The following is a 14,354-nucleotide window of genomic DNA, read 5'->3' on the forward strand; positions in this document are numbered from 1 at the left end:
TAGAGAAACCCCCACGACAACCGGAGCCAGCGCCTTGCTCAACTTCCTTTCGCGCGAGCCCATTCACGACCCGCTGGCGTCGCCGACGCCCACGGCCGACACCGAGGTCAAGACCACCACCTGCTACATGTGCGCCTGCCGCTGCGGCATCCGCGTGCACCTGCGGGACGGCGAGGTGCGCTACATCGACGGCAACCCGGACCATCCGCTGAACCAGGGCGTGATCTGCGCCAAGGGCTCCTCGGGCATCATGAAGCAGGTGTCGCCGGCGCGGCTCACGCAGCCGCTGCTGCGCAAGCCCGGCAGCGAGCGCGGGGCGGGCGAGTTCGAGCCGATCAGCTGGGAACGCGCCTTCGACCTTCTGACCGAGCGGCTGCAGAAGATCCGCTCGACCGACCCGAAGAAGTTCGCGCTCTTCACCGGCCGCGACCAGATGCAGGCGCTCACCGGCCTGTTCGCACGCCAGTTCGGCACGCCCAACTACGCGGCGCACGGCGGCTTCTGCTCGGTCAACATGGCCGCCGGCATGATCTACACCGTGGGCGGGAGCTTCTGGGAGTTCGGCGGGCCCGACCTCGATCGCGCCAAGCTCTTCGTGATGATCGGCACCGCCGAGGACCATCACAGCAACCCGATGAAGATCGCCATCAGCAAGTTCAAGCGCAATGGCGGGCGCTTCATCTCCATCAACCCGGTGCGCACCGGCTACTCGGCGATCGCCGACGAATGGATCCCGATCAAGCCGGGCACCGATGGCGCGCTCTTCATGGCGCTGCTGCACGAGCTGATCGCGAACGATCTCGTGGACCACGCCTCCCTCAAGCGCTTCACCAACGCCCCCCAACTGGTGGTGCTGGACGACTGCGACCGCCAGGGCCTGTTCGCCTTCGACCCCGAGCGCGGGCCGCCGGGCGACGGCCGCCATCCGCACAACAAGCTGGTGTGGGACAAGGCCTCGGGCAGCGTGATGCCGGCCTACCCGGAAGGCATTGCCGAGGGCTGCGACCCGGCACTCGAGGGCCACTACACCCTGGCCGATGGCACGCGCGTCGCGCCCTCGTTCCAGCTGCTGCGCGAGCGCGTGGCCAGCTGCACGCCGGAGTGGGCATCGGCGATCACCGGCATCGACCCCGAGCGCATCCGCAAGCTCGCGCGCGAGATGGGCGAGACGGCGCTGCAGCAGGCCTTCGAGCTGCCCATCCCCTGGACCGACGCCTGGGGCAAGAAGCATCCGACCACCCAGGCGCGCCCCGTGGCCTTCCACGCGATGCGCGGCCTGGCCGCGCATTCCAACGGTTTCCAGACCGTGCGTGCGCTCGCGGTGCTGATGAGCGTGCTGGGCACCATCGACGCGCCCGGCGGCTTCCGGCACAAGGCGCCGTACCCGCGCCACATCGTGCCCAACTACCGCGCCTTCAATTCCCCGGAGATGATCCAGCCGAACACGCCGCTCAACGCGGCGCCGCTGGGCTTCCCGGCCAACCCGGATGAGCTGGCCATCAACCCCGACGGCTCGCCGATCCGCATCGACCACGCCTTCTCGTGGGAGCACCCGCTCTCGGCCCACGGGCTGATGCACAACGTGATCACCAACGCTGTGAAGGGCGACCCCTACCGCATCGACACCCTGCTGATCTTCATGGCCAACATGGCCTGGAACTCCAGCATGAACACGATGGCGGTGCGCGAGATGCTCAACCGCAAGGACGAGCAGGGCGAGTACATGATCCCCTTCCTCGTCGTCTGCGATGCCTTCCAGAGCGAGACCGTGGCCTTCGCCGACCTGGTGCTGCCCGACACCACCTACCTCGAGCGGCACGACGTGATGAGCATGCTCGACCGGCCGATCTCCGAGTTCGACGGGCCGGTGGATTCGGTGCGCGTGCCGGTGGTGCCGCCTACCGGCCAGTGCAAGCCCTTCCAGGAGGTGCTGATCGAACTGGCCTCGCGCATGAAGTTCCCGGCCTTCACCACGCCGGAAGGCGAGCGCAAGTTCAGCGGCTACCCGGACTTCGTCGTCAACTTCCAGCCGCAGCCTGGCATCGGCTTCCTGATGGGCTGGCGCGGCAAGGACGGCGACCAGCACCTGCGCGGCGAGCCGAATCCGAAGCAGTGGGAAGCCTACGCGCAGAACAACTGCGTGTTCCAGTACCACATGCCGGAGACGATGCACTACATGCGCAACTGGAACCGCGAGTACCTGGACTTCGCCAAGGACAAGGGCTGGCGCCAGAAGAACGACGTGGTGCAGCTGGCGCTGTACTCCGACACGCTGCAGAGCTTCCGCCTCGCGGCCCAGGGCAAGAGCGCGGGCCGCCAGCCGCCGGATGCGCTGCGAGAGCGCATCGACACCTACTTCGATCCGCTGCCCTTCTGGTATCCGCCGCTCGAGGAGGCGGCGACCGAGCTGGAGGCCTATCCGCTCAATGCGATCACGCAGCGGCCGATGGCGATGTACCACTCCTGGGATTCGCAGAACGCGTGGCTGCGGCAGATCCACAGCCACAACTACCTGCATGTGAATCCGCTGACCGCGAAGGCGGCCGGCATTGCCGATGGCGGCTGGTGCTGGGTCGAGAGCCAATGGGGCAAGGTGCGCTGCATGCTGCGCTACAGCGAAGCCGTGGAGCCCGGCACCGTGTGGACCTGGAATGCCATCGGCAAGGCCGACGGCGCGTGGCAGCTCGCGCCCGGCGCCGACGAGGCGCGCAAGGGCTTCCTGCTGAACCACCTGATCTCCGAGGAGTTGCCCTTCGCCGGCAAGACCATCAGCAACTCCGATCCGATCACCGGCCAGGCCGGCTGGTACGACGTGCGCGTGCGCATCCGGCCTGCCGAGCCCGAAGAGCCGCACGAGAGCTTCCCGCAGATCGCCACCGTGCCGGCCGCGCCGGGGGTGCTGGGGAAGGCGGCCAACGTGCTCACCTACTTCGCGGGGAGGAAAAGGAAATGATGCAATGGCTGAAGGACCTGCTGGCCTCCGCCGGGCAGCCGGTGCGCGAGCCCGCGCTGGCCGTCGCGGGCGGCGCTTGCGGCGAGGGGTGCGGTTGCGGCACGGCGGCAGTCCCCGCGGCTGCGCGGGAAGCCGAACTGGAGCCGCCAGTTGCGCGGCGCAGCACCGAGCGTCGCAGCGGGCACGACAGCGTGCGCGCCGAACCGGGCGAGACGCTGGCCAAGCAGCTCGCCCTCGTCATCGATCTCAACGTCTGCGTCGGCTGCCACGCCTGCGTCACGTCCTGCAAGCAGTGGAACACCTCCGGCAGCGCCGGCCCGCTGGCCGACGAGAAGCCGTATGGTGCCGACCCCACCGGCACCTTCTTCAACCGTGTGCAGACCTACGAGGCCAACACCTTCCCCGGCACCGAGACCATCCACTTCCCCAAGAGCTGCCTGCATTGCCAGGACCCACCCTGCGTGCCGGTGTGCCCCACCGGTGCCAGCTACAAGCGCAAGGAAGACGGCATCGTGCTGGTCGACTACGACAAGTGCATCGGCTGCAAATACTGCGCCTGGGCCTGCCCCTACGGCGCGCGCGAGCTCGACGAGGAGCGCCAGGTCATGACCAAGTGCACGCTCTGCGTCGACCGCATCTACGACGAGAACCTTCCCAAGGAAGATCGCCAGCCCGCCTGCGTGAAGGCCTGCCCGACCGGCGCGCGCCTGTTCGGCGACGTGAAGGACCCGGACTCCGAAGTCTCGAAGGCCATCCGCGAGCGCGGCGGTTATTCGCTGATGCCCGAGTGGGAGACCAACCCCGCCAACCAGTACCTGCCGCGGCGCGTGACCGACGAGGCCGGCGGCCCGACCAAGGTCCAGCCCCGGCTGGGAGGCATGTCGTGAACCCGGCGTTCTCGGTCGTCGTCTTCACCACCGTGGCCGGCGCCGCGCAGGGACTGGTCGTCACGCTGGCGCTGGCCGTGCTCGCCGGCATGCCGCTCGCGCCGGGCTTCCTCGGCTTGTCGCTGATCGTGGCCGAGGCGATGTTGCTGGTCGGCCTCGGCGCCTCCTTCGGCCATCTGGGCCGGCCCGAGCGTGCCTGGCGCGCGGTGCTGATGTGGCGCACCTCCTGGCTGTCTCGCGAGGTCATCGTGCTGCCCGCCTTCATCGCTGTGGTGGCGCTGTGGTGGCTGGCCTTGCGCAACGGCATCCAGGCGCCGTGGCTGCCGCTGGCTGCCATCGCCGTCGCCGCCTTGCTCTGGTACTGCACCGCGATGATCTACGCCTGCCTGCGCTTCATCCAGGAATGGGCGCAGCCGCTGACGCTGGTCAACTTCACGCTGATCGGGCTGTCCTCGGGCCTCATCCTCGCCAGCGCGCTGGCGGCGCTGATGGGCGAGTCGGCTTTGCTGCGAGTGAGCGGACCGTGCGCGCTCGCTGTCACGCTCGCCGCGTGGGGCACACGGGCGATGTCGCTGCGTCGCAATGCCGCGCTGGTGCCGCGCTCCACGCTGCAGACGGCCACCGGCATCCGCGCGCCGAAGCTGGTGCAGAAGTCGATGGGGATGTCGGCGGGCTCCTTCAATACGCGCGAGTTCTTTCATGGCGCCAGCCGCGCTGCGTTGAAGCAGGTCAAGCTGGGCTTCCTCGTGCTGGGCTTCGCGGTTCCCGCCTTGTTGCTGCTGTGGGGGATCGCCTCGCACTCGACGCTTGCGTTCGTGCTGGCGTTGCTGGTGCAGGTGCCGGGGCTGGTTGCGGAGCGGTGGTTCTTCTTCGCGCAGGCGCGGCATCCGCAGAACCTGTACTACCAGGTGGTGTCCTGAGCGGTTGGGGAAAAAAAATGCCGGCAGTTTTATGCCGGCTTTCTTTTGCTCGATCGATATCACCGGGTGGCCGCGCGAAGTCATGAACGATCAATGAGCTAGCAAATTTCCAGTGCTGGCACAACTACTAGATATGGTAGTTGTGGGGCCGAGCAGGCAACGCCTAGCATCGGCCGCCGCCCCACGTCCGGGACGGGGAACCAGCCAAAGGAAAAAAATGAGGGAGTTGATTCCAAGGGTCATCGCCGCGACCCTGTTTTTCATTGCCGAGCTTGCCAGCGCCGCAATCCTGGCACCCGGCTCCGCGATGTATGCGGGGCAAAGCATCTATTCGGACAATCAGCAGTACATGCTGATCATGCAGGGCGACGGGAATCTCGTGTACTACCGGGTCGCCGATGGCGCGGTGCGTTGGAACACCGGCACGTCGAATCTGCCCGGTGGATTTCTTGTCATGCAGGACGACGGAAATGCTGTCACCTACTACGACCCGCCGCCCCTTCCGATTCAAAAAGGTGAACCCATCTACTACAAGGAACCGCCGGCCCGCTACGCCACCTGGTATTCCGCGACTTCGGGAAATGCGGGCGCGTACCTGAAACCGCAGGACGATGGCAACCTTGTCGTGGTGGCGGCCAACGGGCAAACGATCTGGGGTATCGGGGCCGATCCGGATCTGAACAAGCCGGAGCCGAAGCGGGCCGGCGATGTGATAGGCCGTGAACTCGTGGGTTGGCTTGCTGCGCCTGGGCATGTGGGCTACTTCAATGGCTCCAATGTTTACCAGGTCATGAACGAGTCACTCGTCGTTCAGTACGTAACGGTAGAAAATTTCAAATCACCTGTGCGAGCGCAGGGGCCAAACGCGTACTGGGGGGCGGGCTACCCGGAAATTCCGGACTTTTATGTCAAAGGATGCTTCGAAACCAATTGCACAAACAATCTGGGGCAAGTATTAAGAAGCCGGGATGCCATGAATGCGCGTGCACTCCAGATTTACAGGCTGGGCGCCACTTACACGCTTTCTACTGCCGCCAAACCTGCATTGCCGAAGACCGCGACGACCGATTTTTAAGTGGGAGCCTATCGTTGCGACACTTTTGTGATAGATATCTACAACATCTTCTCCGCTGGAGGCCAGGTGGATGCGAAGGGCAATCCAATTCAAAGAGTGTCCCTCGACTCGCCCTATGCACGCTGGGATTTCTTCAAAACTAACATCTTGACAGCTACGATCATTCCTTCGGTCGTGTTCCAAGCGTTGAAGAATTTCAGGGGATAATGAATGAAAAGTCTTCATTGGACCTTGCTCGGGATTGCGGGGCTCGCGGGTTGCTTTGCTCTCTATTACGACCTTACGGAAGCGTCTCAGGCCGGTGCGCGAGCGGAGCAATCTGGTAGTGCATCGGCGTCCGCGTTCGGCACTCCCAGTAGCGCGTTGGCGAACGGAGCGGCCGAATATCGAGCCAACCTGGCGATTGCTGCCTCCAGGATCGACGAAGAGAATCCACTGCGCTCCTATCAACCAACCCCTGGGATACCAGGGCGCATTGCGTTGGAAGAAATGCACGCAAAAGGTATTCCCGCGACGCCTCTTTCGGCAACGTTGGCCGTCGGGCTTTCACGTAGTGGTCGATTAAGCGAAGAGGAAAAAATCGCCATGCCTTCTGTCCTTTTTGCGATCTATAACCGGGAGAACACATCCGGCGCGAACCAGGATATCGCACTTGAATTGAAGAACTTTGTCGCAGGCTCAAACAAGCAGGCCGCAGCTTATGCGGCCACGTATTACGCAAGATTGGGCTACCTGCCGGACACCAAGCAAGTACTCGATCAGGCCCTTCGAAACGGTGCCTTGCCTACCGATTCCTACTTTCGCGAGATCGCGCACCTTATCCCTGAAGCACCGCCGGAAAAGCAAAAAGAATTCATGGCGGAAGTGCTGGCATCGTCCAATCGACTCGCTTCCGACATCCTGGCGTCCGGACTCAACAGTGGCCAGGACTCCAGTGCCGCACCTTTCCTGAAATCTTCCGAGGACATGGCCAAACTGCTGCGCAACACAGAGCCGGACTTCGGTCCGGAGGTGGGTCTGTACCCTGGGACCGATGCGCTCCGCTATTGCACGTGGTTGCGCGCGAGCGCCACCATCGAGAGCGCGAAATCAGGCCGCAACATGAACGAGATCATCGTCGCCAAGCTGAGCGAGCCGGGCACCGATCCGCGCAAGGTCTTGGCATATCTCTCGTCGTGGGATGCGATGCCTTTGATCGCGGAGGCCATGCCGGGATCGCAGGTTCAGAAGCTGGCGGCCATCGCTAGGCGCCAATCCGACCAGAACCCTGGCAACAGAGATATGCGCGATCTCGTGCACACCATCGAGGCGCGGATGAAGCACCCGCCGCCCGCCGCGCCCAAGCCCGTGTTCACGATGCCCGCCGGACCTGCCGTGCCCCCGGCGCCGAAGCATCCATGAACGGAACCGACTCCTATACTGGCAACCCTCAAATCCGGGAGACACGCGCATGACCCAGCCCCGCACGACCCTTCAACTCCGCTCGCTGATCCGGCGCAACGGCGAACTCGAACTCTCGTTAGCCGAGGAGCCGGTTCCCGAGCCCAAGCCTCACGAAGTGATCGTGCGCGTCGAGGCCTCTCCCATGAACCCCTCCGACCTCGGCCTGCTGTTCGGCGCGGCCGACATGAAGACGGCCAAGCCGAGCGGCACGCCCGAGCGCCCTGTGATCACCGCCACCGTGCCCGAAGCCGCCATGAAAGCCATGGCCGGCCGGCTCGACCAGTCCATGCCGATCGGCAACGAAGGCGCCGGCGTGGTGGTGGCGGCCGGCAGCTCGCCCGAGGCGCAGGCGCTGCTGGGCAAGACAGTCGCGATGCTCGGTGGGGCGATGTACACGCAGTACCGTTGCCTCCCGGCGGCCCAGTGCATGGCGCTGCCCGAGGGCACGACGCCCGCCGAGGGCGCCTCGGCCTTCGTCAATCCGCTCACCGCGCTGGGCATGGTCGAGACCATGAAGCGCGAAGGCCACAAGGCACTGGTGCACACGGCGGCGGCCTCCAGCCTCGGCCAGATGCTCAACCGCATCTGCCTCGCGGACGGCATCGAACTCGTGAACATCGTACGCAGGAAGGAGCAGGCCGAGATCCTGCGCGCGATCGGCGCGAAGCATGTGTGCGACGCGAGCGCACCGACCTTCATGGAAGACCTGACCGAAGCCCTGGCCGCCACCGGCGCCACGCTGGCCTTCGATGCCATCGGCGGCGGCAAGTTGGCCGGGCAGATCCTCAATGCCATGGAGGCCGCGCTGCTGCGCAAGGCGACCGAGTACAGCCGCTACGGGACGCCGATCCACAAGCAGGTCTACATCTACGGCGGCCTCGACCGTGGCCCGACCGAGTTCACGCGCGGCTTCGGCATGACGTGGGGCATGGGCGGCTGGCTGCTCTTCAACTTCCTGCAGAAGGTCGGCCCCGAGGGCGCGGCGCGGCTCAAGGCGCGCGTGGCGGCGGAGCTCAGGACGACCTTCGCGAGCCGCTACACCAAGGAGGTGTCCCTGCGCGAGGCCCTGCGGCCGGAGGAGATTGCGGTGTACGCGAAGCAGGCGACGGGCGAGAAGTACCTGCTCAACCCGAATCGCGCTTGAACGAGCTGCCTCCTGCAGGCATCCGGGGTGGGACGATCATGAAGTCCGACTGGGAAAGTCGCGGGCCTTCAGGCACGAGGATTGACGGCGCTGTACTCGGAGAAGATCCCGAGTTCCGTATGCCGTCGAACCGCTTCGAACCCGGCCGCCTCCATGGCGGCGAGGATCTGAGCGGGTGCGATGCAGGATTCAATGGTGTCCCAGTAGTAGCGCCATAGCTCCGGCGTGGCGCGATCGCGCGCGACCAGGCCCGCAATGACTGGAACGATCGTGCGCATGTAACCCTTGAGCAGCGCGTTGCCAACACGGCTCTGGGGCCGGCTGATCTCCAGGATCAGCAGCCGGCCTCCGGGGCGCAGCACGCGGCGAAACTCGGACAGGGCCTTGCTGACGTCCGAGACGTGCCGGAATGCATAGCCCAGGCTCAGGAAATCCGCTTCGGCGTCGACGCATGGCAACTGCTCCGCCCGACCCATCCGCAGCTGTACACCGGGCACATCGACATGGTCGAGCATGCCCGGGCTCGGATCGACGCCGACAAGGCTTCCCTCGGTGCCGATGAGGGCGAAGGCCTCGCGTGCCAGCAGGCCCGTGCCGATGCCGACGTCCACGACCTTGTCGCCCGGCTTCAGGCCTCCTCGTTGCAGTGCCATCTTGCGGTACCGGCGGCCGCTGCCCATCGCCAGGACACGTTCGATGCGGTCATAGTCGCCCGCTGTCTCGTCGAAGATGCGGCGCAGGTAGCGCTGGTGCTCGGCTTCGTCGCGGTAGTAGGCGGGCAGCAGGCCATGCGGCAATTGCTCGACAGCAGGGGGGGCTTGAGGTTCCGGGGTAGACGTCATGAAGCATCTTAGGCGCAGCCCGGGCCGCATCGCGCAAGGCGGGTCGCGATCAGGCGTCCGGCACGTACATGTAGCCTGCGTTGCGCACCGTCCTGATGCAGCGCGGCTCGCCCGCAGGGTCGGGCTCCACCTTGCGCCGCAGCCGGCCGATGCGGATGTCGATCGAGCGGTCGAAGGGCTCCCACTCGCGGTTGCGGGTGTGCACCAGCAACTGGTCGCGGGAGAGCACGCGGTTGGGGTTGGCCAGGAACACGCGCAGCAGCTCGAATTCCATCGCCGTCAGCGCGACCTCGGCGCCGCCCTGCTCGAACAGGCGGCGCGCCTCCATGTCCACCTCGCAGCGGCCGAAGCGCTGGCGGCCGCCGCCCAGCGGTGCGGGCGCGGAGGCCGGCGGCTCGGGCGCGCCGGTCCGCGCCCGGGTGCGGCGCAGCACGCTCTTCAGGCGGGCCAGCAGCTCCCGCGGGTCGAAGGGCTTGGCGATGTAGTCGTCGGCGCCGATCTCCAGGCCGACCACGCGGTCGATCACGTCGCCCGAGGCCGTCACCATGATGATCGCCAGGTCGTGGCGCTCGCGCAGGTATTTCGCCAGGCTCAGGCCGTCCTCGCCGGGCAGCCGGATGTCGAGCAGCACCAGGTGCGGCGGCTCGCGCTCGAGGCATTCGCGCATCTGCGGGCCGCTGGACGCCTCGCTCATCGCGAAGCCGTGCCCACCGAGGTATTCGCGCAGCATGGCGCGTACCGAGGCATCGTCGTCGACGATGAGGACGCGGGTGGGCTCTTCCATTCGCGGAATTTTGCGCGACACCGTGGCGCTACACAACCACAACACAGGCGATGACGGCTGAAGCGCGCTGGTTACCTGCGGCTTCGAGACTGCAGGGCAGGGTCGGGCATACCCGCCGAGGCTGTGCCGGCCCTGTGTCTTCATCCAACCTGAGGAATCGAGCCATGAACAGCACCAGCACCGAGCGTTACGCCAAGGTCATCGAGGTCTCCCAGCGGGTGCGCTGGGAGATCGATCGCGACATCATCCGCGGCCGCGGATTCGACTACGGCCGCCATTTCCTCCCCGACGGACTCTCGCTCGTGGACGAGCTGCCGTTCCTGAGCCGCGAGGAGCAGCGCCTGCTCAGCCAGGTCCAGGGGCGCAGCTACGCCTACATGTTCGGCCTGGTCGAACGCTTCATCGCCGCGAAGGTCATGGAGCTCGGCCGGGCGCAGGCCCTGGGCGACCAAGTCGCCATGGAGGCGCTGGTGCGCATGACGGACGAGGAGCTCAAGCACCAGAAGCTGTTCCGCCGGCTGGAGTCGATGATGGAGCAGGACATGCCTTCCGGCTACGTCAGGCGCGCCGATCCCGATGCCGTGGCGCAGGAGGTGCTCGGCAGCGGCAACTGGGCCGTCCTGGCGCTGACGCTCTACATCGAGCTCTTCTCGCAGGCCCACTATCGCGCCAGCATCGCGTCCGACGAGCACATCTGCCCGCTGTGGAAGGACGTCTTCCTGTACCACTGGCGCGAGGAATCCCAGCACGCGATCCTGGACGAGATGGAGTTCCTGAAGGAGGACGCCCGCCTCGACCCCGCCGGGCGCGACGTCGCGGTCGGCGAGCTGATCGCGCTGGTTGGCGCGGTCGATGGCACCGTGCAGGCGCAGGCCATGGCCGATGCGGGCTACTTCTGCGCGATCACCGGGTTGTCCGGGCATGCAGAGCGCGCGGCGGCCATCCATGCGCTGGTGCTGAAGGCCTATCGCTGGCAATACATCGTCTCGGGCCTGCTGGAGCCGCGCTTCAACAAGATCCTGTTCTCCTGCCTGGATGCAGCCCAGGCCACCCGCATCCGCAACGCCACCGCGCCGCTCGGCTATGCGATGCCGAAGCAGCCGGGCGTGGCAGAAGCGATGGCGGCCTGAGTTGGGCGATGCAGGCCACCATCGACGTCGCCTACGCACCAGCGCTTCTTGAAGTCCGGTCTCCGAGCTTCAAACCGTCGACGCGAGCACCTCGCGCAGCACCGTGCGCAGGCGCTCGGCGTCGATCGGCTTGCGCAGCAGCGCATGCACGCCGCAGCGCGCCAGTTCCTCCGGATCGAAGCCGCCGGCGTTGCCGCTGACCAGCACCACCGGCAGCGTGGGGCGCAGCGCGCGGGCCTGGGCGGCCAGCTGCAGCCCGGTCATGTGCGGCATCGTCTGGTCGGTGACCAGCAGGTCGGTCTCGTGTGCCGGCTCCGCCAGCCAGGCGGCCGCGGTCTGCGGCTCGCGCTGCAGCCGCACGCGCAGGCCCCAGCTGGCCAGGCGCTCGACCAGGAAGTCGCCCACCATCGGATCGTCCTCCACCACGAGCACGCTGCCGCGCAGGGCGGGCGCGCCGGCCGTAGAGCGCGGCGCCGGGTCGGGGGCGGCGTCGGGCGCGGTCGCCGCCCGCGGCAGCATCACCGAGAACACCGAGCCGACGCCGCGCGCGGTGCGCAAGCGCAGATGCCCGCCGTGGCCGTGCACGATGCCATGCACCATCGCCAGGCCCATGCCCGAGCCGCTGCCCGGCGCCTTGGTGGAGAAGAAGGGGTCGAAGATGCGCTCCTGCAGCTCCGGCGCGATGCCGCCTCCGCTGTCGGCCACGCTCAGCTCGACCCAGGGGCCGCCATCCACAGGCGCGCGGCAGGAGGCGCATTGCCAGCGCTCCTGCGCATGAGACAGCAGGTGCACGCTGATGCGGCCGGCACCGTCCAATGCGTCGCGCGCGTTGATGCACAGGTTGAAGAGCACCTGCTCGAGCTGCACCGGGTCGACGGCCACGCACAGCGGCGAGGCGGCCATGTCGTCGACGCCCGCATTGCCATCCAGCGTGACCGAGGAGGGCAGGGTCGCGCGCAGCAGGCGCAGCGTCTGGCGCACCAGCGGCGCCACGTCGAGCACGCGCGCCTCGCCGCGCTGGCGGCGCGCGAAGGCCAGCATCTGCGCGATCAGGTCACGCGCGCGCTGGGCCGCCAGGTGCGCCTGGCCCAGCTGGCGCAGCAGCACTGCGTCGCCGGTCGCCTCCGCGCGCTCCTCGGCCAGCACCAGGTAGCCGATGACGCTGGTCAGGATGTTGTTGAAGTCGTGCGCAATGCCGCCGGTGAGCTGGCCGATGGCCTCCATCTTCTGCGCCTGGCGCAACTGCGCCTCCAGCGCGAGGCGGGCCGCCTCGGCCTCGCGCCGGGCGCTGATGTCGCGCACGTGGCCGACGAAGATGTTGCCCTCGGGCGCCTCGGCCACGCTCACCGCGAGCTCGACCGGGATCTCGTCGCCGCTGGCGGTCAGCGCGGTCGATTCGACCAGCCTGCCCAGCATCGGCCCGCTGCCGGTGATCGGGAACTCGCGGATCCACCGCCGGTGCGCCTCGCGCCGACGCTCGGGCACGATCACCTCGGCCACCGGCCGCCCCATCACCGCCTCGCGCCGGTAGCCGAACACGCGCTCGGCGGCGGCGTTGAACTCGACGATGCGGCCTTCCGCGTCCATGCCGATCACGCAGTCGAAGGCCGCTTCCACTGTCGCGCGCAGCCGCGCCTCGCTGCGCTGCAGGGCCCGCTCGCGCTCGCGGCGCTCGGTGATGTCGCGGGTGAAGGCCAGGATGTGGCGCCGGCCGTTGAAGGTCGCCGGCTTCAGTCGTACCTCGTCCCAGTGCAGGCTGCCGTCCTTGTTGCGGCGTTGCCATTCGAAGGAGGGGCAGTGACCCTGCTTGGCCAGCTCGATCCAGCGCAGCGCGTCTTCGGCGGTGTAGGGTGGCACGCCGGAACTGACGTCGCCCACCGAAAGGCGGACCAGCTCCTCGTGGGTGTAGCCGAAGGTCTCGCAGGCCCGGCTGTTGACGTCGATGAAGCGGTCCGAGTCCCAGTCGTGGACGAAGATCGCGTCCTCCGCGGTCTCGAAGATGGTGCGGTAGCTCGCTTCGGAATGCTGCAGGGCCTCGCTGGCAGCCAGCCGCTCGACCTCGGCCGCGGCGCGCATGGCGAAGATCTTGAGCATGGACTCCACCCGGTCGACCTGGGTCAGCGGGCGCCGCGAGGCGATCGCCACCACGCCCAGCGGTGTGCCGTCCAGCGCGGTGAGCGGATAGCCGGCGTAGCTGATGGCACCCTGCGTCTTCGCATCCTCATCGTCGGGAAACAGCACCTGCAGGTCGTTGGGGTACGCGCGGAACTCCTGCCCCAGCACGGTCTCGCACGGCGTGCCGGCAATCGCGTAGCGGATGTCGTGCAGCACCTGGCCGTCGCACTGCATGGCGAGCATGGCCAGCTGCTTCGGCTCGTCCTCGGCGCGGCGCGCGATGAAGGCCACCTCCACGCGCAGGATGGTCGCCAGCAGCCGCACCAGCTCGTCGAATACCGTGCCGCTGCGTGCGCTCGACACCGCCAGCGCCGCCGAACGCAGCGCCTCGTCGGTGCGGGTGCGCTCGATCTCGGCGGCCGCGCGGCCGGCGACGATCTTCAGCATGGCCTCGGCGTGCTCGGCATCGCCGCCGGCGATCGGCACGCGGTCCATCGCCACCAGCAGGCCCAGCGCCTCGCCCTGGCTGTCGCGCATCGGGAAGGCGGCATAGGAATCCATGCCCTTGGCCGCGAACAGCGAGCCGCGCGGGAACTCCGCCGCCACGCCGCTCGGCACGTAGCGGAACTCGCGCCCGACCACGTGCGCGCAGGGCGTGCCCTGCAGGACATAGTCGAAGTTCTTCAAGGCCCGGCCGTCCAGCCGCACGGCCACGGTTTGCATCAGGCTGCAGACGTCGTCGGAGAACACCGCAATGAAGACGGTCGGCACGGCCAGCGCCTCCGCCAGCTCGCGCACCAGCGCATCGAACAGCCCCGGCCCGCCGGGGTGTGCGACCGCCAGCGCCACGCGGCGCAGCGATTGGAGTTGCGCCGAGAGGCCGGCGAGCGTGGCGCCGTCGCTGGTGGTTGCGGTGGCTTGCATGGCGCCAGTCTAGGCCTGCCTGGCCGGGCCGTGGCCCTCATTGCCTGTTCGATACACGCCGGATACATGGCGATTGCAGTGGTCCGGCAGCGCAGCGAAACGGCTACGGATGCGCAGGCGTGGGATATCAGGCGAAT

The 14,354-nt window shown here is 67.3% G+C and carries 10 protein-coding genes; 7 read left to right on the forward strand and 3 right to left on the reverse strand.

The genetic code is table 11. The features are described from left to right. The first annotated feature begins 34 nt into the window (after positions 1-34). From E5P3_RS10195 to E5P3_RS10220, 6 genes are all read left to right on the forward strand, one after another. Entirely contained in the window at positions 35-2,953 is a 2,919-nt protein-coding gene (locus E5P3_RS10195; protein WP_162589625.1) for a molybdopterin oxidoreductase family protein, read from the forward strand. Further along, positions 2,953-3,840, forward strand: coding sequence for a 4Fe-4S dicluster domain-containing protein (locus E5P3_RS10200; protein WP_443083283.1), 888 nt, complete (start codon positions 2,953-2,955; stop codon positions 3,838-3,840). Before E5P3_RS10195 ends, E5P3_RS10200 begins: the two co-directional genes overlap by 1 nt. Continuing rightward, on the forward strand, positions 3,837-4,760 hold the full coding sequence (locus E5P3_RS10205; RefSeq protein WP_162585865.1) for a dimethyl sulfoxide reductase anchor subunit family protein: 924 nt from the start codon (positions 3,837-3,839) through the stop codon (positions 4,758-4,760). The genes E5P3_RS10200 and E5P3_RS10205 overlap by 4 nt, the downstream gene beginning before the upstream one ends. Positions 4,761-4,977: 217 nt before the next feature. Then, positions 4,978-5,835 (forward strand): hypothetical protein, encoded by an 858-nt coding sequence (locus tag E5P3_RS10210; RefSeq protein WP_162585866.1) that lies wholly within the window; start codon positions 4,978-4,980, stop codon positions 5,833-5,835. Positions 5,836-6,045: 210 nt separating this feature from the next. Beyond that, positions 6,046-7,236, forward strand: coding sequence for a hypothetical protein (locus tag E5P3_RS10215; RefSeq protein WP_162585867.1), 1,191 nt, complete (start codon positions 6,046-6,048; stop codon positions 7,234-7,236). Positions 7,237-7,285: 49 nt separating this feature from the next. Next, complete coding sequence (locus E5P3_RS10220) at positions 7,286-8,422, forward strand: zinc-binding dehydrogenase (RefSeq protein WP_162585868.1); 1,137 nt, start codon at positions 7,286-7,288, stop codon at positions 8,420-8,422. A 68-nt stretch (positions 8,423-8,490) separates the two neighbouring features. On the opposite strand, the gene E5P3_RS10225 is transcribed toward E5P3_RS10220, so the two are convergent. Together E5P3_RS10225 and E5P3_RS10230 are read right to left on the reverse strand one after the other, a co-directional pair. Beyond that, on the reverse strand, positions 8,491-9,264 hold the full coding sequence (locus tag E5P3_RS10225) for a class I SAM-dependent methyltransferase (RefSeq protein WP_162585869.1): 774 nt from the start codon (positions 9,262-9,264) through the stop codon (positions 8,491-8,493). A gap of 49 nt (positions 9,265-9,313) precedes the next feature. Then, the gene (locus E5P3_RS10230; protein WP_162585870.1) at positions 9,314-10,048 is read right to left on the reverse strand and encodes a response regulator; all 735 of its coding nucleotides are present in this window, start codon (positions 10,046-10,048) and stop codon (positions 9,314-9,316) included. 164 nt (positions 10,049-10,212) lie between these two features. Here E5P3_RS10230 and E5P3_RS10235 point away from each other — a divergent pair, with 164 nt between their 5' ends. Then, positions 10,213-11,178, forward strand: coding sequence for a hypothetical protein (locus tag E5P3_RS10235; RefSeq protein WP_162585871.1), 966 nt, complete (start codon positions 10,213-10,215; stop codon positions 11,176-11,178). 69 nt (positions 11,179-11,247) lie between these two features. On the opposite strand, the gene E5P3_RS10240 is transcribed toward E5P3_RS10235, so the two are convergent. After that, positions 11,248-14,217: a PAS domain S-box protein gene (locus E5P3_RS10240; RefSeq protein WP_162585872.1), complete on the reverse strand. Its 2,970-nt coding sequence runs from the start codon at positions 14,215-14,217 to the stop codon at positions 11,248-11,250. Positions 14,218-14,354 lie beyond the last annotated feature (137 nt).

The organism is Variovorax sp. RA8 (assembly GCF_901827175.1).
Lineage (GTDB): Bacteria > Pseudomonadota > Gammaproteobacteria > Burkholderiales > Burkholderiaceae_C > Variovorax.

Coding starts and splice junctions, on each gene's coding strand:
- E5P3_RS10225 (WP_162585869.1), bottom strand. CDS start 9,264: ATGACGTCTACCCCGGAACCTCAAGCCCCCCCTGCTGTCGAGCAATTG.
- E5P3_RS10215 (WP_162585867.1), top strand. CDS start 6,046: ATGAAAAGTCTTCATTGGACCTTGCTCGGGATTGCGGGGCTCGCGGGT.
- E5P3_RS10220 (WP_162585868.1), top strand. CDS start 7,286: ATGACCCAGCCCCGCACGACCCTTCAACTCCGCTCGCTGATCCGGCGC.
- E5P3_RS10235 (WP_162585871.1), top strand. CDS start 10,213: ATGAACAGCACCAGCACCGAGCGTTACGCCAAGGTCATCGAGGTCTCC.
- E5P3_RS10200 (WP_443083283.1), top strand. CDS start 2,953: ATGCAATGGCTGAAGGACCTGCTGGCCTCCGCCGGGCAGCCGGTGCGC.
- E5P3_RS10230 (WP_162585870.1), bottom strand. CDS start 10,048: ATGGAAGAGCCCACCCGCGTCCTCATCGTCGACGACGATGCCTCGGTA.
- E5P3_RS10210 (WP_162585866.1), top strand. CDS start 4,978: ATGAGGGAGTTGATTCCAAGGGTCATCGCCGCGACCCTGTTTTTCATT.
- E5P3_RS10240 (WP_162585872.1), bottom strand. CDS start 14,217: ATGCAAGCCACCGCAACCACCAGCGACGGCGCCACGCTCGCCGGCCTC.